This is a genomic window from Streptococcus oralis (genome assembly GCF_001578945.1).
Lineage (GTDB): Bacteria > Bacillota > Bacilli > Lactobacillales > Streptococcaceae > Streptococcus > Streptococcus oralis_Q.
The window spans coordinates 403101-426439 of sequence record NZ_KQ969550.1; the positions used below are offsets into that span (position 1 = coordinate 403101).

27 protein-coding genes are annotated in these 23339 nt (G+C 42.2%); 9 read left to right on the plus strand and 18 right to left on the minus strand.

Annotated elements, in window-relative coordinates; all coding sequences use genetic code 11:
* The 5 genes from SORDD16_RS12290 to tsaB form a co-directional block, all read right to left on the minus strand.
* The coding region (locus tag SORDD16_RS12290; RefSeq protein ID WP_440862107.1) for a peptide pheromone VP1 at positions 1-134 on the minus strand (134 nt) is incomplete at its 3' end.
* A gap of 280 nt (positions 135-414) precedes the next feature.
* Positions 415-1278, minus strand: a complete 864-nt coding sequence (locus SORDD16_RS01830; RefSeq protein ID WP_061452136.1) for an Rgg/GadR/MutR family transcriptional regulator — start codon at positions 1276-1278, stop codon at positions 415-417.
* A gap of 96 nt (positions 1279-1374) precedes the next feature.
* A complete protein-coding gene (tsaD, locus tag SORDD16_RS01835; RefSeq protein WP_061452137.1) occupies positions 1375-2385 on the minus strand; it encodes a tRNA (adenosine(37)-N6)-threonylcarbamoyltransferase complex transferase subunit TsaD in 1011 nt (336 codons plus the stop codon).
* Positions 2375-2812, minus strand: a complete 438-nt coding sequence (gene rimI / locus SORDD16_RS01840) for a ribosomal protein S18-alanine N-acetyltransferase (protein ID WP_061452138.1) — start codon at positions 2810-2812, stop codon at positions 2375-2377. The genes tsaD and rimI overlap by 11 nt, the downstream gene beginning before the upstream one ends.
* Positions 2809-3492, minus strand: a complete 684-nt coding sequence (gene tsaB, locus SORDD16_RS01845) for a tRNA (adenosine(37)-N6)-threonylcarbamoyltransferase complex dimerization subunit type 1 TsaB (protein ID WP_061452139.1) — start codon at positions 3490-3492, stop codon at positions 2809-2811. The genes rimI and tsaB overlap by 4 nt, the downstream gene beginning before the upstream one ends.
* 177 nt (positions 3493-3669) lie before the next feature.
* On the opposite strand from tsaB, the gene cibA reads away from it, so the two are divergent.
* Genes cibA through SORDD16_RS10490 form a run of 3 tightly spaced genes read left to right on the plus strand, consistent with a single transcriptional unit; the run spans position 3670 to position 4203 of the window.
* The gene (cibA, locus tag SORDD16_RS01850; RefSeq protein ID WP_061416191.1) at positions 3670-3852 is read left to right on the plus strand and encodes a fratricide two-peptide bacteriocin subunit CibA; all 183 of its coding nucleotides are present in this window, start codon (positions 3670-3672) and stop codon (positions 3850-3852) included.
* Position 3853: 1 nt separating this feature from the next.
* Positions 3854-3997, plus strand: a complete 144-nt coding sequence (locus SORDD16_RS01855; protein WP_061416193.1) for a class IIb bacteriocin, lactobin A/cerein 7B family — start codon at positions 3854-3856, stop codon at positions 3995-3997.
* Positions 3998-4002: 5 nt separating this feature from the next.
* Positions 4003-4203, plus strand: coding sequence for a hypothetical protein (locus SORDD16_RS10490; protein ID WP_081215102.1), 201 nt, complete (start codon positions 4003-4005; stop codon positions 4201-4203).
* A 70-nt stretch (positions 4204-4273) separates the two neighbouring features.
* Here the strand turns inward: SORDD16_RS10490 and SORDD16_RS01860 are convergent, their stop codons facing one another.
* Positions 4274-4489 (minus strand): hypothetical protein, encoded by a 216-nt coding sequence (locus SORDD16_RS01860; RefSeq protein ID WP_061452140.1) that lies wholly within the window; start codon positions 4487-4489, stop codon positions 4274-4276.
* A 280-nt stretch (positions 4490-4769) separates the two neighbouring features.
* Here SORDD16_RS01860 and SORDD16_RS01865 point away from each other — a divergent pair, with 280 nt between their 5' ends.
* Positions 4770-5003 (plus strand): DNA-dependent RNA polymerase subunit epsilon, encoded by a 234-nt coding sequence (locus SORDD16_RS01865; protein ID WP_000639587.1) that lies wholly within the window; start codon positions 4770-4772, stop codon positions 5001-5003.
* Between the two features lies 1 nt (position 5004).
* The gene (gene rnjA / locus SORDD16_RS01870) at positions 5005-6684 is read left to right on the plus strand and encodes a ribonuclease J1 (RefSeq protein ID WP_061452141.1); all 1680 of its coding nucleotides are present in this window, start codon (positions 5005-5007) and stop codon (positions 6682-6684) included.
* A gap of 48 nt (positions 6685-6732) precedes the next feature.
* Here rnjA and SORDD16_RS01875 read toward each other — a convergent pair whose 3' ends face one another.
* The 11 genes from SORDD16_RS01875 to SORDD16_RS01930 form a co-directional block, all read right to left on the minus strand.
* Positions 6733-7308 (minus strand): NADPH-dependent F420 reductase, encoded by a 576-nt coding sequence (locus tag SORDD16_RS01875; RefSeq protein WP_061452142.1) that lies wholly within the window; start codon positions 7306-7308, stop codon positions 6733-6735.
* A 491-nt stretch (positions 7309-7799) separates the two neighbouring features.
* Positions 7800-9716: a tRNA uridine-5-carboxymethylaminomethyl(34) synthesis enzyme MnmG gene (mnmG, locus tag SORDD16_RS01885; protein ID WP_061452143.1), complete on the minus strand. Its 1917-nt coding sequence runs from the start codon at positions 9714-9716 to the stop codon at positions 7800-7802.
* Positions 9706-10137 (minus strand): NUDIX hydrolase, encoded by a 432-nt coding sequence (locus SORDD16_RS01890; protein WP_061452144.1) that lies wholly within the window; start codon positions 10135-10137, stop codon positions 9706-9708. Before SORDD16_RS01890 ends, mnmG begins: the two co-directional genes overlap by 11 nt.
* Positions 10138-10145: 8 nt before the next feature.
* On the minus strand, positions 10146-10601 hold the full coding sequence (locus SORDD16_RS01895) for an NUDIX hydrolase (RefSeq protein ID WP_061452145.1): 456 nt from the start codon (positions 10599-10601) through the stop codon (positions 10146-10148).
* A gap of 140 nt (positions 10602-10741) precedes the next feature.
* Complete coding sequence (gene mnmA, locus SORDD16_RS01900) at positions 10742-11863, minus strand: tRNA 2-thiouridine(34) synthase MnmA (RefSeq protein WP_061452146.1); 1122 nt, start codon at positions 11861-11863, stop codon at positions 10742-10744.
* A gap of 376 nt (positions 11864-12239) precedes the next feature.
* Positions 12240-13631, minus strand: coding sequence for an argininosuccinate lyase (gene argH / locus SORDD16_RS01905; RefSeq protein WP_061452147.1), 1392 nt, complete (start codon positions 13629-13631; stop codon positions 12240-12242).
* A 27-nt stretch (positions 13632-13658) separates the two neighbouring features.
* A complete protein-coding gene (locus SORDD16_RS01910; RefSeq protein ID WP_061452148.1) occupies positions 13659-14855 on the minus strand; it encodes an argininosuccinate synthase in 1197 nt (398 codons plus the stop codon).
* Between the two features lie 15 nt (positions 14856-14870).
* Positions 14871-15677 carry an ABC transporter substrate-binding protein gene (locus SORDD16_RS01915; protein WP_061452149.1) on the minus strand — a complete coding sequence of 269 codons (807 nt, stop codon included), beginning with the start codon at positions 15675-15677 and terminating at the stop codon, positions 14871-14873.
* Between the two features lie 231 nt (positions 15678-15908).
* The gene (locus SORDD16_RS01920) at positions 15909-16538 is read right to left on the minus strand and encodes an ABC transporter ATP-binding protein (protein ID WP_061416216.1); all 630 of its coding nucleotides are present in this window, start codon (positions 16536-16538) and stop codon (positions 15909-15911) included.
* Complete coding sequence (locus SORDD16_RS01925) at positions 16535-18643, minus strand: bacteriocin-associated integral membrane family protein (RefSeq protein WP_061452150.1); 2109 nt, start codon at positions 18641-18643, stop codon at positions 16535-16537. Before SORDD16_RS01925 ends, SORDD16_RS01920 begins: the two co-directional genes overlap by 4 nt.
* Positions 18644-18697: 54 nt before the next feature.
* On the minus strand, positions 18698-19036 hold the full coding sequence (locus SORDD16_RS01930; RefSeq protein WP_081215104.1) for a lactococcin 972 family bacteriocin: 339 nt from the start codon (positions 19034-19036) through the stop codon (positions 18698-18700).
* 317 nt (positions 19037-19353) lie between these two features.
* Between SORDD16_RS01930 and SORDD16_RS01935 the strand changes: the two genes are divergently transcribed.
* Positions 19354-20220: a helix-turn-helix domain-containing protein gene (locus SORDD16_RS01935; RefSeq protein ID WP_061452151.1), complete on the plus strand. Its 867-nt coding sequence runs from the start codon at positions 19354-19356 to the stop codon at positions 20218-20220.
* A 21-nt stretch (positions 20221-20241) separates the two neighbouring features.
* Here the strand turns inward: SORDD16_RS01935 and SORDD16_RS01940 are convergent, their stop codons facing one another.
* Positions 20242-20868 (minus strand): aggregation-promoting factor, encoded by a 627-nt coding sequence (locus SORDD16_RS01940; protein ID WP_061452152.1) that lies wholly within the window; start codon positions 20866-20868, stop codon positions 20242-20244.
* 240 nt (positions 20869-21108) lie between these two features.
* On the opposite strand from SORDD16_RS01940, the gene sdaAB reads away from it, so the two are divergent.
* From sdaAB to SORDD16_RS01955, 3 genes are read left to right on the plus strand one after another with little or no spacing between them, the layout of a single operon-like run.
* Positions 21109-21780 carry an L-serine ammonia-lyase, iron-sulfur-dependent subunit beta gene (gene sdaAB / locus SORDD16_RS01945; protein ID WP_061452153.1) on the plus strand — a complete coding sequence of 224 codons (672 nt, stop codon included), beginning with the start codon at positions 21109-21111 and terminating at the stop codon, positions 21778-21780.
* Positions 21781-21788: 8 nt separating this feature from the next.
* Complete coding sequence (sdaAA, locus tag SORDD16_RS01950; RefSeq protein ID WP_061452154.1) at positions 21789-22661, plus strand: L-serine ammonia-lyase, iron-sulfur-dependent, subunit alpha; 873 nt, start codon at positions 21789-21791, stop codon at positions 22659-22661.
* A gap of 30 nt (positions 22662-22691) precedes the next feature.
* Positions 22692-23333, plus strand: coding sequence for an HAD hydrolase-like protein (locus SORDD16_RS01955; RefSeq protein WP_061452155.1), 642 nt, complete (start codon positions 22692-22694; stop codon positions 23331-23333).
* The last annotated feature ends 6 nt before the right edge of the window (positions 23334-23339 follow it).

A 23339-nucleotide genomic window follows, 5' to 3' on the forward strand; every position in this document is an offset into this window, starting at 1 on the left:
GACCAAGGTGTTCCTAGGCCTCCCCAGCCTACTCCAATTCCACCGCCTGGGTTAACCACAGTGTTGCCTCCTCTAACATCTTGCAACTCAGCTTCTGTTAGTTCCATCGTTTCTGCAAATTGTAAATTCAACATGTTCTACACTCCTTCAATTATTTTTTATAAACCACTTCTGCGACCTAGGATTTGCTTCAAATGTTTTACAAGGACAGTATAACACGGAAATTGGCTTATTTTAAAAAATCGCATATTTGATATTTTTTCTTATAGAATTTTCACATTTGCGATTTTGATTGATTTGATTATTTCACTGATATAATATAGTTACAATTATGTAGGAGGACATGAAATGAAGAAACAAATCATAGCATTATTGACAATCGTTGCTGATATTATTATCATTTCCCATCTTTAGCTAATCGATAAGTTCTTCGTATTGCTGTAAGCGTAGTTCAAAAAGGGCTGTTAATTGAGGATTTTCCAATACTTGCAGAGATTGGATAAAGTGTTCAATCTCTTTTTGATTGCTTCCCTTGGTTTGAAGGAAAACATTCAATTTCTTTAAAAATTGCCACAATAATCTCTCAAAAACATCGTATGGTCGGAGCATGCTCTCCAACTCAGCTTCAAAGATTGGGATGTAGGAGAAAAGTTTGCGCTCCATGAGCTCAGAGATGATATTAAGATAACCGCTTTTCATATACAGTCTATTGTGTGCCAATTCTTTAAATTCCTTGGATTTTTCAAGTAAAGAGGTGGATAAAAAAATCAGGTCTTGGTTGCTCAAGAAGGGCATGGTATTGCAAAAAAGATAGAGTTCAAACCAGGTCCAAGACTCGATAGCATAGAGGTAGCTAGTCAAAAACTCGCTATCCTCCTCTTCTAGCGGATAGTTTTTATCCAGAGAATGGATAGCGTTTTTAATCACAATAGCGTTCAAACGACGATAAGTCTGTGCCATCTGTTCTTGCTCGACTTCCTCTAATAGTTGCTCTAAGCCAGCCATATCTTGATGGGCAAAGCGATCTACAACTTTTCGTCCAAATCGCATATGTGGGGATTCTTGATAATTGTTAAGCTTGTGTCCAAACTCGTCGAAGGTTACATTTATCCCTTGGATAGCTAGAATCAGTTTATCCGCAGACAACATAGACTGCCCCAGTTCAAACTTGGATAACTGAGAAGCTGTTAGACCCTCACAAGCCACATCTGACTGCTTGAGTTTCCTCGCCAAGCGTAATTCCTTGTAAAATTCTCCCAATTCCATCTTTTCAATCATGGCCAAACTCCCTTTACTATTCTATTCGTAAAAACTTTTACTTTTTTAGCATATTATAAAATATTTTAGCAAAAAAGCTAGCTCAAAGCTGACTCTTTATTCTATGGTATCAAAGGCGAGACTCGGCTTGGCGTTGAGGTCCAAGTCTGCAAAGTTTTCTTTATTCCACTCGCTGACGCTGGCATAGGCAATCATACCTGCATTGTCTCCGCAAAGGCGTAGGGGTGGGATGATGACTTTGGCATCTGTGATTTCGGCTGCTAGGCGTTCTCTAAGACCTTTATTGGCCGCCACACCACCTGCGACAACAAGGGTTTTAACAGGGTATTTTTCTAAAGCCTTCTTGGTTTTTGCCATGAGAATATCCATGACAGCTGCTTGGAAAGATGCTGACAGGTCTTCCTTGGACAAGCTTTCTCCCTTTTGCTCGGCATTGTGGTGAAGATTGATAAAGGCAGATTTCAAACCTGAGAATGAAAACTCCAAATTGTCCTCCTTAATCATGGCACGAGGGAAATCATAAATATCCTGTCCCTGATGAGCCAGCTCATCAATCTCGCGACCTGCTGGATAGGTCAAGCCCATGACGCGGCCGACCTTATCATAGGCCTCACCAACCGCATCATCCCGCGTTTCTCCAACAATCTTATAATCCCCAGCCTCAGAAACATAGACCAACTCCGTGTGCCCACCGCTGACCAAGAGGGCTAGCAAGGGAAACTCCAAAGGCTCTACGCTCTGAGCTGCCATGAGGTGGCCCGCCATGTGATTCACGGGGATCAGCGGAAGTCCATGAGCCCAAGCAAAGGCCTTGGCAGCTGATAGCCCAACTAGCAGTGCTCCGACCAAGCCTGGTCCGTAGGTGACCGCAACAGCTGTTACATCCTCTTCGGTAATCCCTGCTTCTGCTAGCGCTTCCTCGATGCAGGCTGTAATAACCTCGACATGGTGACGACTGGCCACTTCTGGCACTACGCCTCCAAAACGTTTGTGACTCTCAATTTGACTCGCAATGACATTGGACAAGAGCTCATCGTCGTTTTTCAGTACGGCGACACTGGTCTCATCACAGGATGTCTCAAATGCTAAAATATATCTATCCTTCATCTATTTCTCTCTTCATGATGATGGCGTCCTCGACTGGGTCATGATAGTAGGACTTTCGCTCAGCAATGACCGCCATCTTTTCTTTCTTGTAAAATGCTTGCGCTCGTTGGTTTGACTTTCTGACTTCTAGGAAAATATCCTTATCTGTCGGTAACTGAGCAAACAAGACTGACGCTATTCCCTGTCCCTGATAGGCTCCTTTGACAGCGATTTGCAAGACTTCTGCCTCAAATAGATTCTCCTGTACGGCTAGAAAGCCAATCACTTCTGCCCCGTCCAAAGCCACAGCATACCAAGTTTGGTTTTGGGACAGGTCCGCTTGGATTTGTTCCAGCGTCCACGGACTTACTGAGTAAACAGCTGCCATGACAGCATAGATAGATTGAGCCAGGTCAGGCTGTCTTTGGATTCTTTTGATTTCTATCATAGGCGTTTAATGTAGGACTCGCCAGACTCGGTGTGGTTCTTAAGCCAGTTTTCCTCTGCCTCAACACGTTTGAGGTAATTCGGCACAAAGTCATGCAAGGAGTCTGCTTCCTTGTCCCAGGCCCAAAGAGCAAGATTAGCTGCATTTGGTAAGGTTTCTTGGTAGCTAGCTTGTGGTAGCTGTTCTTGGATCTGCTCCACAAAGGGGCCAACTTCTCCGACAAAGGCTACCTGACTAGCACCCTTGACCTTTTCTAACACCTCTTCAAAAGACAGGTGTGCTTCTGGCATGACAGGTTTGGCATTTTCATAAAATCCTGCATAAACATTGTTGCGACGCGCATCCATCAAGGGTACAATCAAGCCTTCTTTTTGGCGCGGCACCAGAGCCAATAGACTCGACATCCCAACCAACTCGATGTTCAGGGTATGAGCCAAGGTCTTGGCAGTTGCTACCGCGATTCGCAAGCCTGTGTAGCTACCCGGCCCCTCTGCCACCACGATTCGATCCAAATCCTTGGGTGTCCAATCCAAACTTGCCATCAAAAAATCAATGGCAGGCATGAGGGTAATACTGTGATTTTTCTTGATATTGATCATGGTCTCGGCAAGGACCTGCTTGTCCTCTAAAATAGCGAGAGACAGAGCCTTGCTGGACGTATCAAAAGCTAATACTTTCATAACACATTCCTATCTTTTTGTCTGTTTACTATTATACTACAAAAGACAGCACATGGGAATTTTCTTTATCCCCAAACAATAGTGCCCTCACCTAACTAAAAATAATTTAAAAAAATGTTCACTTTTCCTTTTCTTTTCCGAATATAAAGGTGAACAAGAAAAAAGGAGGAAAGTTCAATGACAAATTTTGACGTTCTTGACAATCAATTTTTATCCTTATCTGAAAACGAATTATCAGATATTGATGGCGGTATCGCTCCCTTAGTTATCTTTGGAGTAGCAGTATCTTGGAAAGCTATTGCAGGTGGAACAGCACTTGTAGGTTCTGGTTTGGCTGCTGGTTATTTTTTAGGAGGTTAGTATGATCAAAGATTTGGACAAGTATCGCGCAATTTCTAATGAAGAGTTGCAAGAAATTAACGGTGGTTTTGGGTTAGGTGCTGGAATAGCTTTATTTATGGCAGCTTACACCATTGGGAAAGATCTCCGCAAGAAATTTGGATAAGTGTTATGCTAGATAAAAAACACATTTTTAGAAGAGTAAATTTTATTCTCTTCTTCTCTTATAGTTTACTCAGCATTCTTAATGATTTAAAAATTACCACTATCCCGTTACCAGTTGATTTACCTGTTTGCATTGTTTTATTTTTATGTTTTAACTCTATTTTTGATGAGAGAAATCAGCAACGTAAAAATAAGGATATCATCTAAAAACAGAAAAAGTCCATCTCGTCTATCAAGACGAGGTGGATTTTCTGTATATTTAGATGAATAATTGACTTTAGGCATTTAAACCAAAGTAAAAAACGAGCCATACAACATAGGTGACAAGGAGGAGAAAAATTGAATAGAGCGTCACAAAAGCAAGCTTCCAAAGGAACTTTGTTTTGCGGTGTTCCAGATGCACAAACAGAGCATTTCCCCCATAGACACAAGCTACAAAGACTACAAACATCAAGAGGCGAACACCTATCGCAAATTCAAACAAACTAAACATTCTTAATCCTCCTTATTTTAAAAACTATAGGAAATATTCCAACTTCCCTTTCTCTTTCCATTATAACACCTAACCGCTCTCCGACCAAATCCTACCTGTCTTTTTGCTCCTTCTTTCCCTCACGACTTTCTCATTTCCGACTTTTACTAATTGTTCATTTTATGGTATAATTGAAATAACTGTAACGAAATCACGGTCAATCTATTACACAGAATTTCATAGAAAAACCACCTATGGCTGCCATGTTCAATAGCCTGACCATAGAACAGAAAGGAAATCCATGATTTACAAAGTTTTTTATCAAGAAACAAAAGAACGTAGCCCACGTCGTGAAACAACACGCTCACTTTACCTAGACATCGATGCCAGCTCAGAACTTGAGGGCCGTATCGCTGCTCGCCAACTTGTCGAAGAAAACCGCCCAGAGTACAACATCGAGTATATCGAACTCTTGTCTGACAAATTGCTAGATTACGAAAAAGAAACTGGCGCTTTCGAGATTACGGAGTTCTAATATGGTCTACACTCTTAAACCTGAAGAAGTCGGCGTTTTTGCCATCGGTGGTCTGGGAGAAATCGGGAAAAACACATACGGAATTGAATACCAAGACGAAATTATCATCGTCGATGCTGGGATTAAATTCCCAGAAGATGACTTGCTGGGTATCGACTACGTCATTCCTGATTACTCATACATCGTGGATAATATCGACCGCGTCAAGGCCGTCCTGATCACACACGGACACGAGGACCACATTGGTGGAATTCCTTTCCTGCTCAAGCAAGCAAATGTCCCTATCTACGCCGGACCACTTGCCTTAGCTTTGATCCGTGGAAAACTCGAAGAACACGGTCTCCTGCGTAACGCTAAACTTTACGAAATCAACCACAACACTGAGTTGACCTTTAAAAATCTCAAAGCAACTTTCTTTAGAACCACTCACTCTATTCCAGAGCCTTTGGGAATTGTCATTCATACCCCTCAAGGAAAAATCGTCTGTACGGGAGACTTCAAGTTCGACTTTACTCCAGTTGGGGAACCTGCAGACTTGCACCGTATGGCTGCCCTTGGTGAAGAAGGCGTGCTCTGTCTCCTCTCTGACTCGACAAATGCAGAAGTGCCAACCTTTACCAATTCTGAAAAAGTTGTTGGTCAGTCCATCATGAAGATTATCCAAGGCATCGAGGGACGCATCATCTTTGCATCCTTTGCCTCAAATATCTTCCGTCTCCAACAAGCGACGGATGCGGCTGTGAAGACTGGACGCAAGATTGCGGTCTTTGGTCGTTCTATGGAAAAAGCCATTGTCAACGGAATCGAGCTTGGCTACATCAAAGCTCCTAAGGGAACCTTTATCGAGCCAAATGAAATCAAAGACTACCCTGCAGGCGAGGTTCTTATCCTCTGTACAGGTAGTCAGGGCGAGCCGATGGCAGCCCTCTCTCGTATCGCTAACGGAACCCACCGTCAGGTACAACTCCAACCCGGCGATACCGTTATCTTCTCTTCAAGTCCAATCCCTGGAAATACCACTAGCGTCAACAAGTTGATTAACATTATCTCAGAAGCTGGTGTCGAAGTCATTCACGGAAAGATTAACAATATCCACACCTCTGGACACGGTGGGCAGCAAGAGCAAAAACTCATGCTCCGCTTGATTAAGCCAAAATACTTCATGCCTGTCCATGGTGAATATCGTATGCAGAAAGTCCACGCTGGACTAGCGGTGGATACTGGTGTCGAGAAGGATAATATCTTTATCATGAGCAATGGCGATGTGCTTGCCCTTACTGCAGACTCTGCTCGTATCGCAGGTCATTTCAATGCCCAAGACATCTATGTTGATGGAAATCGTATCGGTGAAATCGGTGCGGCTGTCCTCAAAGACCGTAGAGATCTATCTGAAGATGGTGTCGTTCTAGCAGTCGCAACTGTTGACTTCAAGTCTAAAATGATCTTGTCTGGTCCAGATATCCTCAGTCGAGGCTTTGTCTACATGAGAGAATCTGGAGACTTGATTCGTCAAAGCCAGCGCATCCTCTTCAATGCTATTCGTATCGCGCTGAAGAACAAGGATGCTAGCGTGCAATCTGTCAATGGTGCCATCGTCAACGCCATTCGACCATTCTTATATGAAAATACTGAACGTGAACCCATCATTATCCCAATGATCCTCACACCAGACGAAGACTAAAAAATCCTAGCTCAGTTGACTGAGCCAGGATTTTTCTATCTTCTGTTCTTAGTTCAAGACTGCAAAGCCACCCATCCAGCTGATTTCTTCACGGACAGCTAGAGTGATTTGCAAGAAGCCCATAGCTTCCAATTCACGAGAACGTTTAAGGCTTCCCGCATCAATAACATTCAAGCCAGCGTCTTTGATGTAAGCTGCCAAAGTCGTTTTAGCTCCCTCATCATCTGATGCCAGTTGCACAGTTGTGGTTTCTTGTCCGGCCACCTTTTGAGTCGCTAATGTTGCGGCAAAGGTAGTGTTAAATCCTTTGACTACACGCGCTTCTGGAATCCGTTTAGCAATTTCCTCTGCTGCAGATGAACCAACTGGAGTTACGAGACTGTCCATGGTATTAAAGTCAACGGGATTTGAAATATCTACCAAAATCTTGCCCGCAAGAGCTTCTTTGTTGCTGTCGATGATCCCTGCGACTGCCCCATAAGGAACTGCAAGAACCACTACTTCGCCTAGATCCTTGCTAGCACCATCATGACCAACAAAGTCAACGGTATGCCCACCAGCTGTGAAGACACTTGCGATTGCTTGCCCCATGTTCCCTTGTCCAAAAATTGTAATGTTTGCCATTGTTCTTACCTCTGTTTCCTTATTTTGTTGTAATATTTTTATTTACATTAACCATTATACTCGCTTTTGGTGTAATGTCAACAGCTACATCTTGTTTTTTTGAAATTTTTTTTGACAGAGAGGGAAGACTGCACAAAAGTTCATGGGATACCCGTTTTTGAAACACAAGTAACAAACTGCCAAAAACGCCTCGAAATGATTCGAAGCGTTTATTTCATTCTTGTCCTGTCAGCTTTTTACAATGAGCAGATTTAATTATAGCCAAAATCAGGGCGACCCTTTCATCCGCCAGGTGAGAATACTAATGATTAACCATATTTAGTCATTTCAGAACCTCTAATACTCAATGAAAATCAAAGAGCAAACTAGGAAGCTAGCCGTAGGCAGTACTTGAGTACGGCAAGGTGAAGCTGACGTGGTTTGAAGAGATTTTCGAAGAGTATAAAATTAGCTTTGTGCCTTTCTCTTCTAACAGGCCGGCACACCTAATACTAGAGTCCCTTCTTTTCTTGATTTTTAGAAATACTACGATTTTTACCTTCAAGATACACCATCAAAATAGAAATATCTGCTGGGTTTACCCCAGAGATCCGACTGGCTTGACCAATCGTTTCTGGGTTAATGAGTTTGAATTTCTGACGAGCCTCAGTCGCGATAGAATCAATATCATCCCAGTCAATATTGGCTGGAATTCGTTTTTCTTCCATGCGTTTCATCTTGGCAACCTGATCCATAGCTTTGGAAATATAGCCTTCGTACTTGATTTCTGTTTCAATCAATTCGATAATCTTGTCATCCAGCTCCTCTGCAGCTGGCTCGATGAAGGCCACCACATCCTGGTAGGTCACTTCTGGACGGCGAAGGAATTCTTTGGCTGTCACCGCATCTGTCAACGGCTTGAAGCCCATTTCCTCAACCTTGGCATTGGTTTCCTTGACTGGCTTGAGTTTGATACTGTCTAAACGCTTCATCTCATTGTCAAATTGATTTTTCTTGATTTCAAAGCGAGCCCAGCGTTCATCATCCACAAGTCCAATCTCGCGTCCCATCTCAGTCAAACGCATATCAGCATTGTCATGACGGAGGATGAGACGGTATTCTGCACGACTGGTCAAGAGACGATAGGGTTCAATAGTTCCCTTGGTCACCAAGTCATCAATCATGACCCCGATGTAACCGTCGCTCCGCTTCAAGATCAACTCAGGCTTGCCTTGGATTTTTAGAGCCGCATTGATACCAGCGATAATCCCTTGACCAGCAGCTTCTTCGTAACCTGACGTTCCATTGGTCTGACCAGCAGTGAACAGACCTGAGATTTTCTTGGTTTCCAGTGTCGCACGGAGTTGATGAGGAAGAACCATGTCGTACTCAATAGCATATCCTGTCCGCATCATCTCAGCATTTTCCAGACCTTTAATGGAATGAACCAGCTCGCGCTGTACATCCTCAGGCAGACTGGTTGAAAGCCCTTGAACATAGACTTCCTCTGTATTGCGCCCTTCCGGCTCAAGGAAGAGTTGGTGACGTTCCTTGTCCGCAAAGCGCACGATCTTGTCCTCAATCGACGGACAGTAACGAGGCCCCACTCCCTTGACCACACCTGTAAACATAGGTGCACGGTGGAGGTTGTTTTGGATAATCTCATGGCTGGTGCCGTTGGTATAGGTCAACCAACAAGGCACTTGGTTCTTGACATAGTCCTCATCACGTGAAGTGTATGAGAAGTGATTAGGCGCTTCATCTCCTGGCTGAATCTCTGTCACATCGTAGTTGATAGAGGAAGCCTTGACGCGTGGAGGGGTTCCTGTCTTGAAACGACCGATTTCGAGGCCCAATTCCTTGAGGTTGTCAGCAAGGTTAATCGAAGCCAGACTGTGGTTAGGGCCAGACGAGTACTTGAGGTCTCCAATGATAATTTCCCCACGGAGGGCAGTCCCTGTGGTCACAATAACAGCCTTGGCAGCATACTCTTGATGGGTGGCTGTACGCACACCGACAACCTTGCCATCTTCCACCAAAATCTCATCAATCATGGTTTGACGAAGGGTTAAATTTTCTTGATTTTCAACTGTCTTGCGCATTTCCTTAGAGTAAAGCTCCTTGTCAGCTTGCGCACGAAGGGCACGCACAGCTGGACCTTTCCCAGTGTTGAGCATCTTCATCTGGATGTAAGTCTTGTCAATATTCTTGGCCATTTCACCACCAAGGGCGTCCACTTCACGCACGACAATCCCCTTGGCAGAACCACCGATAGAAGGGTTACAAGGCATGAAAGCCAGCATTTCAATGTTGATAGTCGCAAGCAAGACCTTACAACCCATACGGCTAGCTGCTAGGGATGCTTCTACCCCCGCGTGCCCCGCACCGATTACAATAATATCGTATTCTTCCGTAAAATTATAAGTCATTTCTTAACCTTTCAAAAATTTCTCGCAAATAAGGAACTAACTTCTCCTCCTCTAGAGCTTGATCCATAGTAACCCATTTAAAGTGTGTATGCTCTTCAGGATCTAATCTGATAATTGGCTTCTCCCCAACCCACTCTGCTTTATAAACTAAGCGAGTAAAAACCGTATCCTTAGAGGTATCCAGTTGACTATCTTCGTGAAGAAGTTTGAGCGAACTGCTATCTAGCCTAACTCCCGCTTCTTCAATGCATTCTCTAAGAGCACCAGCTCGCGGAAGTTCACCCTTTTCAACCCCGCCACCAGGAATATCCCAGTAAGTTGGATAAACGTTGGGTTCTCCTCTTTTAATTTCCGAACGCTGAATGAGCAAATAATCACCACCACTATGAATAAGTACATGGGCAATAAGCTTAACCATCATTTTCTCTCCTATTCCTCAAGATGAATGTGTCTTAGTGGGCCGTCCCAATCTGGTAGGGCTGTTTTTAAAAAGGCTGGAACTAGCTGGATATTTTGGAGTTCATCCAAGTCAATCCACTCACAAGGCTGCATTTTTTCGTCTTCCTGCATGGTCAATGGAGCTTCTTCAAGCAAATTCACCCGGTAATGAAACTCGATGTTGTGATAGGAAACACCGTCTTGTTCAAAACGATTTTCAACCACAAAAGCTAGGTGTCCAGCTTGAGCTCGGATACCTAATTCTTCCCTCACTTCACGAACTACTGCGTCTTCCGTTCTTTCATTGACGTGAATCGCACCGCCAATAGTATAATACTTGCCCTTATCTTTGGTGACTAAGAGCTTGCCATTTTGGAGAATCAAGGCTGTCGCCCGAACCCCAAAAACCGTATTTCCCACTTTTGTCCGAAAGTCTTGCTGAGTCATTTTTGTCCTTTCCCTTAAACGACACAAAAACAGTCAAAACTCGTAAGGAGTGCAGGACAAAAAAGCCTGCAACATCCATGAGCTTTGACCATCATTTCTATTGCTTTTATTATTGTAGCAAATTAAGAAAATTTGTCAATCTAAATGTACTGACAAACTTGTCCATCGCGGTAGGCATTGTCAATCAAACCGCCACCTAGACACTCTTCACCATCGTAAAAGACAACTGCCTGTCCTGGTGTGATGGCGCGTTGCGGTTCCGCAAAGATGACCTCTGCCTTGTCTCCTTTGACATGTACTGTCACTTTAGAATCAGGCTGACGGTAGCGGAATTTGGCTGTGCATTCGAGCGTAAATTCCTCTGGCATGTCACGAGTAAAGTGGACTTGACTGGCTTCTAGGCTTGTTGACATGAGCGAGTCATGGTAGAAACCTTGGCCGACATAGAGGATATTTTTGCTCAGGTCTTTTCCGACAACGAACCAAGGGGCATTGTCCCCTCCGTTTTGTCCACCGATACCGAGGCCGCCACGCTGACCGATGGTATAATACATGAGGCCTGCATGCTCACCCATATCGCGACCATCCACAGTCATCATGCGACCAGGCTGAGCTGGCAGGTAGTTACTGAGGAAGTTTTTAAAGTTCTTTTCTCCGATAAAGCAAATCCCTGTCGAATCTTTCTTCTTGGCAGTCGCAAGGCCTGCTTCTTCTGCGAGTCTGCGAACTTCAGGCTTTTCCAAATGTCCCAATGGGAACATGGTTTTCTGGAGCTGTTCTTGCGAAAGCTGGCTGAGGAAATAGGTCTGATCCTTGCCATTGTCCACACCACGAAGCATGTGAACTGTCCCGTCCTCATCACGCGCCACTCGGGCATAGTGCCCAGTCGCTACATAGTCTGCTCCCAAGGTCATAGCATAGTCCAAAAAGGCCTTGAACTTGATTTCCTTGTTGCACATAACGTCTGGATTTGGCGTGCGCCCTGCTCGGTATTCCGCTAGGAAATACTCAAAGACGCGGTCCCAGTACTCTTTTTCAAAGTTGACAGAGTAATAAGGAATGCCAATCTGGTCTGCCACCGCAGCCACATCCTTGTAATCTTCGGTCGCCGTACAGACGCCGTTTTCATCTGTGTCATCCCAGTTCTTCATGAAGATACCGATCACATCGTAGCCCTGCTCCTTGAGAAGAAGAGCAGTCACAGAAGAATCAACACCACCACTCATCCCCACGACAACACGTGTTTTAGAGTTATCACTCATGGTAAGTCTCCCATCTATTCGTTTATTTATACCCCTCAACATTCTATTTACTATGACTTTCAATAGAATTTCTTTGAGTATAGGCATTTCGTTTGCTTTTAGTACTAGGCAACGAGTCGCAGGCATAACTTGAGTTCGCTCAATCAGTCTGGGAGACTTGATTGAGGTTATAAATCAGACAAGCTCAGCTTGCATCTCATTTCGAGTTAACGACGTAATAAAAGATAAACGAAATGACTAGTTCACGATTGAAGGTCGTGTGTGCTTAACGATTGAAGGTCGCTTGAGCAGTATTCATTATAACACGCTTGGTTGGAGAAGACAAGAAAGAGGCTGATAAATCATCTCAACCTCTCTTCCTTACTTTGCAAACGAATCAATTTTCCCCTTTAAGTTCTTTCTTCGCTTGTTCTATCTGGCATTTCACTTGCTCAAAGCCGGTTCCTCCTAAGGAATTCCGTCTCTGAACAGCGGTTTCTGGGCGCAAGTAGATATAAATATCCTCTTCAATCAAGGGATGGTAGACTTGCAACTCCTCCAAATCCCAATCTTGGATATTTTTACCATTCTTGATAGAGTCTAGAACCAATTTCCCTACTATTTCATGCGCTTCTCTAAAGGGGAGGCCTTTTTCTGCCAAATAATCTGCCAGTTCGGTCGCATTCGAAAAATCATTCTCTGTGGATTGCTGCATTTTGGGCTTATTAACCTGCATGCTCAATAGCATACCTGCCAACACATCCAGAGAATTTAAAATCGTTTCTACTGTATCAAACAGGCCTTCCTTGTCCTCTTGCAAATCCTTATTATAGGCCAGAGGCAAAGACTTCATGACAGTCAATAGCCCCAGTAAGTGCCCGTAAACTCGTCCTGCCTTCCCTCGAATCAATTCGGCCATATCAGGATTTTTCTTCTGGGGCATGATAGACGAACCCGTTGAAAAGCTATCAGACAAGCTAATGTACTGATACTCAAAACTGCACCAATTGATGATTTCCTCACAAAAACGACTCATATGCATCATCAACATGCTGGCATTTGACAGAAATTCTAAGATAAAATCACGGTCACTCACTGCGTCCAAGGAATTGGTATAGGGTTGTTGGAAACCCAGTAAATCACTCGATAATTGACGATCGATTGGAAAAGTTGTCCCCGCCAAGGCAGCCGCACCCAGTGGAGATAGGTCCGTATGTTTTAGGTTAAATGCGAATCGTTCGCTGTCCCTTTGGAACATATTATAATAAGCCATGAGATGGTGGGCAAAACTAATCGGTTGGGCGTGCTGTAAATGGGTATAGCCTGGCATGATGGTTTCCACATGTTTTTCAGCCAAATCCAGCAAAACACTGTTCAGATTTGCCAACTTATCCAAGACATGCCCAAGTTGCTCCTTTAGATATAAGTGCATATCCGTTGCGACTTGGTCATTCCGAGAACGAGCCGTGTGTAATTTCCCAGCCAGAGGACCGATTTTCTCTGTCAGCAACACTTCCATATTCATATGAATATCTTCATTTGCAATATCAAAATGAAGCTCTCCTGCCTCTAAATCTCGCAACAAAGCTTTCAGACCATCTTGGATCTGCTCTGCCTCTTCCAAGCTTAAAATGCCAGTCTGTCCTAGCATTTGAACATGAGCTAAGGAACCCATCAAATCAAATTTTGCCAGCTGGTGGTCAAAGGAAATACTTGCACCGAACTGTTCTACCCACTCTTCCACAGTGCCTTCAAATCGACCACCCCATAATTTTGTATTTTTCGACATATCCTGTCGTCCCTTTCTATCGCGTCACTACTCAACATTTTTCTGAACTTCTGAATAAACCTTAGTCGGAAGCCCCCAAAGCTTGATAAATCCAACAGCCGCATCTTGGTCAAAAGTATCCGCACTGGTATAAGTCGCCAAATTTTCATCGTAAAGAGAATTTGGGGATTTCCGAGCCACTACCTGAGCATTCCCCTTATAAAGTTTAACTTTTGCAGTTCCATTGACAACTTTCTGTGTCTCCTTAATATAGGCAATCAAAGCCTGAGTTGCTGGGCTAAACCACAAGGCATTATAGATGAGATTGGACAACTCATTTTCGATAATGAGTTTGAAATGAGCCACTTCTCTCACAAGAGTCAAGTCTTCAATCTCCTTATGAGCTGCCAATAGAGTCACAGCACCTGGGCACTCATAAATCTCTCTTGACTTAATACCGACTAGGCGATTTTCCACATGGTCAATACGACCAACACCGTGTTTGCCTGCAATTTCATTGAGCTTTTGAATCAAAGCCGACACTTTCATCTTCTCACCATTGAGGGAGATGGGCACCCCGCAGCTAAACTCAATGTCAATAAATTCTGGACTGTCTGGTGCCTCTTCTGGCGAAGACGTGATTCCAAATGCTTCTTCTGGTGCTTGGTTCCAAGGGTTTTCCAAAACACCACATTCATTTGCACGTCCCCAAAGATTTTGATCGACAGAGTAAGGATTGTCAAGATCGGCAGGAACTGGGACGCCGTTTTCTTTGGCATATTGGATTTCTTCTTCACGAGACCATTTCCACTCACGAACAGGCGCAACTACCTTTAGATTGGGATCCAAAGCTGCAATAGAGACTTCAAACCGAACTTGGTCGTTTCCCTTGCCTGTACAACCATGGGCAATTGTGGTTGCCCCCGTCTGATGAGCTATTTCAACGAGTTTTTTTGAAATAAGAGGGCGACTCAGAGCAGATACCAAGGGGTACTTTTGTTCATAGTAGGCATGAGCTTGAAGGGCCACTAAAACATAGTCATTAGCAAATTCTTCCTTAACATCAATGACATAAGACTCAACAGCCCCAACCTTGAGAGCTTTATCATGGATGAACTCCAAATCTTTTCCTTCACCCACATCCATACAAACAGCGATCACATCATAGTCTTTTTTTAACCATGTAATAGCAACTGATGTATCCAATCCACCTGAATAGGCTAAAATGACTTTTTCCTTACTCATTTCTCATCCTTCTTTCTATTTTTCGATAGAGGCTTTAAAAGCATCATCAATCAATTTGCCCAACTCCCCAGAATCCTTCAGCTTCTGGATGGTTTTGTCAACCGCATCTTTCAATTCTTTACTATCTTTTTTCATCGCAACAGCGTAGGAATCTTCTTTATCATTATCAACATCAAACTCAGCGATGGCTAGGTCTGGATTATTCTCTACATATCCTTTAGCCACTGGTTCTTCAAAGATAACCGCATCCAGTTGCCCTGATTTCAAATCTGTTATCAAATTTCCATTTTTAGGAAGTGAAACGAGAGAAGAATCCTGCAAGGTTTCTTTGGCCAGAGTTTCCTGGATAGAACCCTTCTGCGCTCCAACCTTTTTCTGAGCCAAATCCTTCACTGATTGGTAATTCGTTAATTCAGATTTTCTTACGATAATCTTATTTTTCGAAGTGTAGTAGGGAATTGAAAAATCGTAAACTTGACTTCTCTCCTCCGTTTTAGAAACACCTGATATGGCGAGATCGGCCTTGCCTGAATCAAGACTAGCCAGTACATTGTCAAAGCTCATTGGAGAGAACTCCACTTCCACACCTAGTTCCTTTGCGATGGCTTTGGCTAGTTCAACATCTGAACCTACAATCTGATTTTTTCCATCGACCAATTTCTGGTATTCAAATGGAGCAAACTCTGGATTTAGGGCTACTACCAATTTTCCTTTAGCCTTAATGGCTTCAACACCTTGGGATTGAGTGCTACTACAAGCAAATAACAAGGGAAACATAAGCAAACCAAACATCGTCATCAGCACCTTCTTCACTTTATTCATAGAAAACCTCCTCTTATTTTTATACTTTTGAATTGTATAAATAATACACTTCTCAAAAACATTTGTCAAGTCAAAACTGAATTTTATTTCATTTCAATTAAAAAAAGCTTAGGAATGTTACATAAAAATGTTACTCCTAAGCGTATTTATGCTATTCATTTTTTGGAAAAATATAATCACCCTATTAAATGTCAGACGACAGAGAGGTAAACGAACTCCCCTCATTCTCTTTCACAATTCAATGACTCGATGGCATTGTTGAGCTACATAGGCATCGTGGGTAACGATAATGACCGTTTTCCCTTCCTTGTTCATATCTAAGAGAAAGTTTAAAACCAAATCTCGATTTTCAGGATCTAGAGAACCGGTTGGTTCATCTGCTAAAAGGAGCTGACTGGGTTTTAAAATGGCTCTAGCAACTGCGATTCGCTGCTGTTCCCCTCCAGATAACTCTGAAACCTTCTGATGTAGAGTTGATGGCAACCCCACTCTCTCTAAAATTTCTTCTATCTTTTTGACTTTGTCCTTCTTGGACAATTTCACATACTTCAGAGCAAGCATGAGATTATACTCTACCGTTTCATTGTCAATCAGAGCAAAATTTTGAAATAGATAAGAGATATGTTCGCGGATAATCGCTTGCGACTTAACAGAATTGACAGGTACATTTTGCTGACCAAAAATTTCATAACGTCCACTGTAATCGCCATCTATCAAACCCAAGAGATTTAACAAGGTTGACTTGCCACTACCACTCTTTCCAACTATCGCAACTAAATCCCCTTGGTTAATCTTTAGAGATAAGTTCTCCAAAATAACTTTTTTCCCAATGGTTTTCGTAACATTTTCCAACTTTATCATAAGATGTCCCCTTTCAATAACTGCGCTACATTTCGTTTTTCCATCTTAGAACCCAAGAAAAGTACAAACAGAATATCTAGGCATGTAAATCCTGCGAAAAGCAAGAGTGGAAAAAGAGCGTGGGCAAAGAATAACAAAACCATAAAAGGAAGGCTATAAACGGCTAATAGGAGACCCAGCAAGGAACGATACCGATCTATCAATTTCCAGCCCATAAACTTCTTGGTAATAATATCTGTTCGCTTCAACAAGAAAGTTGTTACTAGTAAGAAGTAAGAAATCATCATGCTAAGGAGACCAAACAAAGCAAAGAGTAGGTTAAAATTCCGAACAGCATCTCGATAAGAATCTACTTTCTCTTGTTGAATAGCTTGAATAGATGAAAATTTTAAATAATTTCCATCTGACAATTTCTCAACTAACGCTGTCACCTCTTTTTGATGTTGAGCCGTATTTTCGATTTTAATCGGGTTATTTAAACCTGTTGTTGACAGGGAGGCTTTTTCATCCCACATCATATCGGAATCATTGACCAAGCTAATAATTGGATTGTAGAGATTTTCCTTTCGCTTATCATTATATGGAAAGAACGACCAATCTCCTTCATAATAGGCAATCTCGACATCCATCTCCTCTATCGTTCGTTTTTGCTGCTCTTCATACTTCATCGAAAGATAGGCAATTAATTTCCCCAAGAGCTGATTTTTATCTTCTTCACCTTTCGTACTTGCTGGCATCAAAATAACTTTTTTAGTGCCGGTATCTGGTAGCTTGAATCCCTTGCTCTTTAGGAAATTGCTATTAGCATAGTAAACATCCACCGTATCTGTTAACTGATATTGCTGAATCTGTTCTGATTTGACAAAATTTTTTACAGGAAGACTGCTACTTTGCACATAGCCCGCCTGCGTTTTTTCTACCAAATCCTGATAAAATCGATAGAAATAATCCACTGCTTGCCCTGAGCCTGCCAACTGCTCTTGCCACAGGTTATCATTGAGTTGGAAGGTTTCTAAGGTCAGATAATTTCCTTGACTGATCCACTGTTTCTGATAATCCAACTCTTTGTTTTCTTGCTCCAAACTTTTTCCCACCCCAATCAGTAAAACCGTCAATAAAATGGTGGTTCCAATTTTCATCAAATAATTAAATATCAAACCCAATTTGAAAGATGAAAAACCTTTCAGCAGAGAGCTGATTGTCATTTTTTGGATTAAGAGATAGGTCAACCAACTGATAAAGAGATAAAGTTGCAAAAGCAAAAAATGCGACAACCATAACATAGGGAATAAATCTTTTGGCTTGTAATCAAGCAAGAAACACACGCCTAGATTGATCACAAGCGCCCCACCTAGGAGGAGGTAGAGGTTGCCTTTTACAACATCAGCTAAAACAGCCCTATCTTGAAAACCAAGTAATTTTTGTACCCCAACTCTTTTCATCCCCATCATCGGTTGATACACTGTTACTAATACAAGCAACAAAATAGCCAAGACAAAAATAATAGCAGATAAAAGCAAATCTCGATTTATGACTTCCACTGCACTTTTGTAGGTCGGCTCTAACAAGGTAGTCTGGTCTATCTTGAAAAAATCGCTCCATTTCTGTACAATCCTATCCTTGTCTATCTCTTGTGTAGAAGTTATCGTATAGCGACCATTTAAACTACGAGATGTATCCTTGATATAGGTTTGAAAAGTCATAAGCTGAATAGGCTTGGCTTTTAGAAAAGTCGGAATCGTACCAAGTTTATTGGAATTTTCTTTATTACTGTAAACTCCCTCACCATCTGTGGTAAAATCAAGAGAAGAAATCCCAAACTCTTGGTAGGGGAAGGTATCTTTATCAAAAACACCAGACTTGACCACCTCATCACCACTGTCTGTTTTGATGATGGAGACTTTATACTCCTTTGATACATCCTCAAAAAATCGAAGAACAGATGCTGCAGGTTCATTAACATCTTTCAAATATACATCCAAAGAAGCCGTTGTCTTTCCCATTTCCTGAATCCGAACCACTTCTCGTGTGTAGTTTACATTAAAAACAAAAAAAGTGGTGCAGAGAAGCAGTAGTAACATACAGAAATTACTGATTTTTTTCATAAAAGTACCTCCACTAAAGTTCTCCCTCTCCAAATAGGAGAGGGAAAATTCCACTTAAAATCCATAGAAATATTCTAATCCTGTTGGCGGAATTTTAGTAAGGGAAGCTTGAGCCCAAACCTCAGGAGCTTCACGATCCTTAGAGATTCTACCACCATGTCGGACTGTTGCTGTATGAGATCGAGTAGAATGTAAATAATCAGAATATCCAAAAGTTCCTGTCCAACCTACTCCATAATTCCATTGACCACCATCTACCCATACTGCTAAAGCATTTGTAGTAGCAAGTAAATCACATGCCATTACGATTGCTACACCAATTTTTACTAATTTTTTCTTTTCCTCACATCTTATATCTTTAGCTGTTTCACAGAAACAGATGAATTGATTCATTTGTAAACATTGAAGTCCATTGGACTCCCCTTCCTTTCTTTTACTTAATCAAAATTTTATAAGAACCATCCCCAAGGGAAGAAAAGAGCCATCAATAACATAAATGACAACAGACGATATACTTTTTTATACATTTGATACCCCCTTAGTACTTCATCATCTTTATTATAAAATACAATATACCTTGTCGTAAAATTTGTTAACCTTTTTCACAAATTTATTTTAGATTTCTTTTTTACTTTTTATATTACTATGATACAATATTTTTAATAGAATTCAATTTATTGTTAACTTTTTTCACAAATAAGGAGAAAATCATGCGCTACGATTTTGGAAATGTTTATAAAGAAATCCGTGAGTCAAAAGGGTTAACTCAAGAAGATGTCTGTGGCAGCGTCCTTTCAAGAACCAGTCTATCAAAGATTGAAAGTGGCAAGACAACCCCAAAATATGAGAATATGGAGTTTCTTCTCCGGCAAATCAATATGAGTTTTGAAGAGTTTGAATATATTTGCTATCTCTACCACCCAAGTGAACGATCAACTATCATGCAGACTTTTCTAAAAATGTCTTCTATTAGTGGTACGAGCGACTTAAGTAAATTACTCAAAAAATGCCAACATTATCTAAAAACACACCATGATTTCCCCATCCAGCAGTTACAAGATATGCTCGAAATTGTTATCTACATCCGTGAAAATGGGATAGAAAAATTGTCAAGTAAGGTTGACAACATTGTAAACAGACTATGGGATAAGATTGAGAAACAAGATACTTGGTATGAGAGCGACCTCAAAGTCCTTAATACCATTCTCTTTGCTTTTCCTATGGAGTATATTCATCAGATTACCGAAAAAATTCTCGAACGAATAGAGGTTTATAAACACTATAGTCCTGTCTTTCAGCTTCGTATGATGTTGCTTCTAAATCTCTCAACTCTTTATCTTTACAATGGTGATAAGTTGCTTTGCAAACAGCTTTGCTACACTCTCTTAGAGGAAGCAAAAGTAAGCAAACAGTATGACACACTTGCGTTTTCCTATATTCGTATAGGCATTTGTACTAATGATGCTCAGTTGATACAAAATGGACTCTCCTTAGCTAAACTAGTTGAAGATGAACACTTACTAACAGAGCTAGAGCGAGAAGTTGACATCTTTGTAAACAAAAAAGAAAGTCATTGAGACTTCCTTTTCTATATCTTCTTAATACCAACCGTTGTTAAGCCAGAAGTTCTTGGCAGCTGTCCATGAACCGTAACGTCCTGCAACGTAAGCATCTGCTACACGTTCTTGGTTTTCAGCTGAGTAGTCACCGTTCAAGTATGAATCTGTCAATTGGTAACGTCCGATGTAACGTCCGTTTGTCGCTGTATAGCTACCGCCTGATTCTTTTTGAGCGATCCATTCTTTGGCTTCTGCTTCAGATCCACTTACAGTTGAAGCTGTGTAGCTTTCTTCTTCATAAGAAATGCTAGATGTAGCAGCTGGTGCTTCGTAAGTTGTCATTTCAGTTATTTCTTCGTAAGTCGTAGTCTCTTCGATTGTTTCTCCTGTTGCAGCTGGTGCTTCATAAGTTTTCTCAGCTGGAGCTGTCCCTTCGATGACCAAAACTTGATCCACAAAAATCAGATGGATATCCTCTATTTTGTTTTTCTCTGCCAATTTTTCAACAGTAGTGTTGTACTTCTCAGCAATTTCTGAAAGAGTGTCACCTGATTTAACTGTATAAGTGACTATTTCATCTGCAAAAGCAAGTGATGGTGCAAGGAAAGCAAGGAAAGTTGCTGCTCCTGCAATAGTTAGTTTAATTTGTTTGGTTGTTAATGTCATTTCTAAAAATTCTCCTTTTTACTATGCTTCTATCATACCGTTTGAATATTACCGTTTCTTAACGGTTTCGTGTAGAAATATTACAAAAATATTTTATATTTACTGAAACGATGATGTTTTTGTCATAAAAGACAAGATTTTATACCATTTTTATCCATTTTACCAATTTTATGAGGGAAACAAGCGCAGAGGCTCATTCTTTGATATAATAGTTATAAGAATCTTTGTAGGGGGAAACAGATGCAATCACTTCGTTTTCAATCTGTCTTTGATATTATCGGACCTGTCATGATTGGCCCATCTAGTAGCCATACAGCTGGGGCGGTTCGTATCGGGAAAATTGTCTCTTCTATCTTTGGTGAGACACCAACAGAGGTGGAGTTCCAACTATTTAATTCGTTTGCCAAGACCTACCGTGGTCATGGGACAGATCTTGCTCTCGTCGCTGGCATTTTGGGTATGAATACGGATGATCCTGATATCCCAAATAGTCTTGAGATTGCCCATAAACGTGGTATCAAGATTGTCTGGACCATTCAAAAAGACAGCAATGCTCCTCACCCTAACACCACTAAGATCACCGTAAAGAATGATCACAAGACCATTAGTGTGACAGGGATTTCCATCGGTGGAGGAAATATTCAGGTTACGGAACTCAATGGCTTTGCCGTCTCTCTCAGCATGAATACACCGACCATCATCATTGTCCACCAAGATGTTCCAGGTATGATCGCCCATGTTACTGAAGCCCTCTCTCGTTTCGGTATCAACATCGCCCAGATGAATGTGACTAGGGAAAAAGCTGGAGAAAAAGCCATCATGATTATCGAAGTCGATAGTCGAAATTGCGAAGAAGCTATTGAGGAGATTCGCAAGATCCCTCACCTGCACAATGTTAATTTCTTCAAATAGGAGGGGTCATGTTTTACTCTATTAAAGAATTAGTCGAGCAAGCAGAGCTGGATTTCCAAGGAAATGTAGCTGAGCTCATGATCGCCACTGAATACGAACTAACAGGACGGGAGCGCCCCGAAGTCCTGCTCCTCATGGAGCGCAATCTAGAAGTCATGAAAGCCTCAGTTGAGCTAGGGCTGAGTGAAAATAAATCCCGCAGTGGCCTGACGGGCGGAGACGCTGCTAAGCTTGATCGCTACATCAAGGAAGGCAAGGCTCTGTCTGACTTTACCGTCCTGTCTGCCGCTCGAAACGCTATCGCTGTCAATGAACACAATGCTAAAATGGGCCTAGTCTGTGCGACGCCAACAGCAGGAAGTGCTGGGTGTCTGCCTGCTGTTTTAACAGCTGCTATTCAAAAGCTCAACCTCAGCCAGGAACAACAACTCAATTTTCTCTTTGCGGCGGGTGCCTTTGGTCTAGTCATTGCTAACAATGCCTCCATTTCAGGTGCTGAAGGCGGATGCCAAGCAGAGGTTGGATCTGCCTCAGCTATGAGTGCAGCAGCCCTAACCTTGGCAGCTGGAGGAAGCCCTTATCAGGCTAGTCAAGCTATCTGCTTTGTCATTAAAAATATGCTGGGTTTGATTTGTGACCCTGTGGCAGGTCTGGTCGAAGTTCCTTGTGTCAAGCGCAATGCCATGGGGGCGAGTTTTGCCTTTATCGCAGCAGATATGGCCCTAGCAGGGATTGAGTCCAAAATCCCTGTGGATGAAGTCATTGATGCCATGTATCAGGTCGGCTCTAGCCTTCCAACTGCCTTTCGAGAAACAGCCGAAGGAGGTCTCGCTACGACACCAACCGGTCGCCGCCTCCAGAAGGAAATCTTCGGCGAATAGTTTATTCAATAGTCTATATAAGGAGAAATGATGTCAGCTATTACCGCTATTTTCTTTGACCTAGATGGAACACTGGTCGATAGTTCCACTGGGATCCACAATGCCTTTACCCACACCTTTGAACAGCTCGGGGTTCCTGTTCCCGATGCAAAGACCATTCGGACCTTTATGGGACCGCCACTTGAGGTCAGCTTTTCCAGCATCCTTGACGCAGAATTGGTTCCACAAGCTATCCAAATTTACCGTTCCTACTACAAGGAAAAAGGCGTGCACGAAGCCCATCTCTTTCCACAGATGGAGGACTTATTGGTCGAGCTAGGAAAGACCTATCCTCTCTATATCACCACAACTAAGAATGCACCAACAGCCCTTGAAATGACCCGTAATTTTGGAATCGATAGCCTATTTGACGGCATCTATGGTTCGACTCCAGAAACACTTCACAAGGCTGATGTCATTCGACAAGCTCTCAAAACCCATGCCCTAACACCCGAACAAGTAGTCATTATCGGCGATACCAAGTTTGATATGAGCGGGGCTGAGGAGACTGGCATCAAAAAAATGGCTGCTACTTGGGGCTTTGGCGAAACCCAAGAACTACTCAGCTACCAGCCAGATTGGGTTGCGGACACAACCACCGACGTTTTAAAAATCCTACAAAAGAAAAACTAGCAAGGG

Bases quoted from the DNA above. Each gene is read 5' to 3' on its own strand.
- SORDD16_RS01860 (WP_061452140.1), bottom strand. From the start codon at position 4,489: ATGTTTAGTTTGTTTGAATTTGCGATAGGTGTTCGCCTCTTGATGTTT.
- tsaD (WP_061452137.1), bottom strand. From the start codon at position 2,385: ATGAAGGATAGATATATTTTAGCATTTGAGACATCCTGTGATGAGACC.
- rimI (WP_061452138.1), bottom strand. From the start codon at position 2,812: ATGATAGAAATCAAAAGAATCCAAAGACAGCCTGACCTGGCTCAATCT.
- SORDD16_RS01890 (WP_061452144.1), bottom strand. From the start codon at position 10,137: ATGATGGTTAAGCTTATTGCCCATGTACTTATTCATAGTGGTGGTGAT.
- sdaAA (WP_061452154.1), top strand. From the start codon at position 21,789: ATGTTTTACTCTATTAAAGAATTAGTCGAGCAAGCAGAGCTGGATTTC.
- SORDD16_RS01940 (WP_061452152.1), bottom strand. From the start codon at position 20,868: ATGACATTAACAACCAAACAAATTAAACTAACTATTGCAGGAGCAGCA.
- mnmA (WP_061452146.1), bottom strand. From the start codon at position 11,863: ATGAGTGATAACTCTAAAACACGTGTTGTCGTGGGGATGAGTGGTGGT.
- SORDD16_RS01830 (WP_061452136.1), bottom strand. From the start codon at position 1,278: ATGATTGAAAAGATGGAATTGGGAGAATTTTACAAGGAATTACGCTTG.
- mnmG (WP_061452143.1), bottom strand. From the start codon at position 9,716: ATGACTTATAATTTTACGGAAGAATACGATATTATTGTAATCGGTGCG.
- SORDD16_RS10490 (WP_081215102.1), top strand. From the start codon at position 4,003: ATGCTAGATAAAAAACACATTTTTAGAAGAGTAAATTTTATTCTCTTC.
- SORDD16_RS01935 (WP_061452151.1), top strand. From the start codon at position 19,354: ATGCGCTACGATTTTGGAAATGTTTATAAAGAAATCCGTGAGTCAAAA.
- SORDD16_RS01955 (WP_061452155.1), top strand. From the start codon at position 22,692: ATGTCAGCTATTACCGCTATTTTCTTTGACCTAGATGGAACACTGGTC.
- SORDD16_RS01915 (WP_061452149.1), bottom strand. From the start codon at position 15,677: ATGAATAAAGTGAAGAAGGTGCTGATGACGATGTTTGGTTTGCTTATG.
- sdaAB (WP_061452153.1), top strand. From the start codon at position 21,109: ATGCAATCACTTCGTTTTCAATCTGTCTTTGATATTATCGGACCTGTC.
- SORDD16_RS01930 (WP_081215104.1), bottom strand. From the start codon at position 19,036: ATGAATCAATTCATCTGTTTCTGTGAAACAGCTAAAGATATAAGATGT.
- SORDD16_RS01895 (WP_061452145.1), bottom strand. From the start codon at position 10,601: ATGACTCAGCAAGACTTTCGGACAAAAGTGGGAAATACGGTTTTTGGG.
- argH (WP_061452147.1), bottom strand. From the start codon at position 13,631: ATGTCGAAAAATACAAAATTATGGGGTGGTCGATTTGAAGGCACTGTG.
- SORDD16_RS01910 (WP_061452148.1), bottom strand. From the start codon at position 14,855: ATGAGTAAGGAAAAAGTCATTTTAGCCTATTCAGGTGGATTGGATACA.
- SORDD16_RS01855 (WP_061416193.1), top strand. From the start codon at position 3,854: ATGATCAAAGATTTGGACAAGTATCGCGCAATTTCTAATGAAGAGTTG.
- SORDD16_RS01875 (WP_061452142.1), bottom strand. From the start codon at position 7,308: ATGGCAAACATTACAATTTTTGGACAAGGGAACATGGGGCAAGCAATC.
- tsaB (WP_061452139.1), bottom strand. From the start codon at position 3,492: ATGAAAGTATTAGCTTTTGATACGTCCAGCAAGGCTCTGTCTCTCGCT.
- rnjA (WP_061452141.1), top strand. From the start codon at position 5,005: ATGGTCTACACTCTTAAACCTGAAGAAGTCGGCGTTTTTGCCATCGGT.
- SORDD16_RS01865 (WP_000639587.1), top strand. From the start codon at position 4,770: ATGATTTACAAAGTTTTTTATCAAGAAACAAAAGAACGTAGCCCACGT.
- SORDD16_RS01925 (WP_061452150.1), bottom strand. From the start codon at position 18,643: ATGAAAAAAATCAGTAATTTCTGTATGTTACTACTGCTTCTCTGCACC.
- SORDD16_RS01920 (WP_061416216.1), bottom strand. From the start codon at position 16,538: ATGATAAAGTTGGAAAATGTTACGAAAACCATTGGGAAAAAAGTTATT.
- cibA (WP_061416191.1), top strand. From the start codon at position 3,670: ATGACAAATTTTGACGTTCTTGACAATCAATTTTTATCCTTATCTGAA.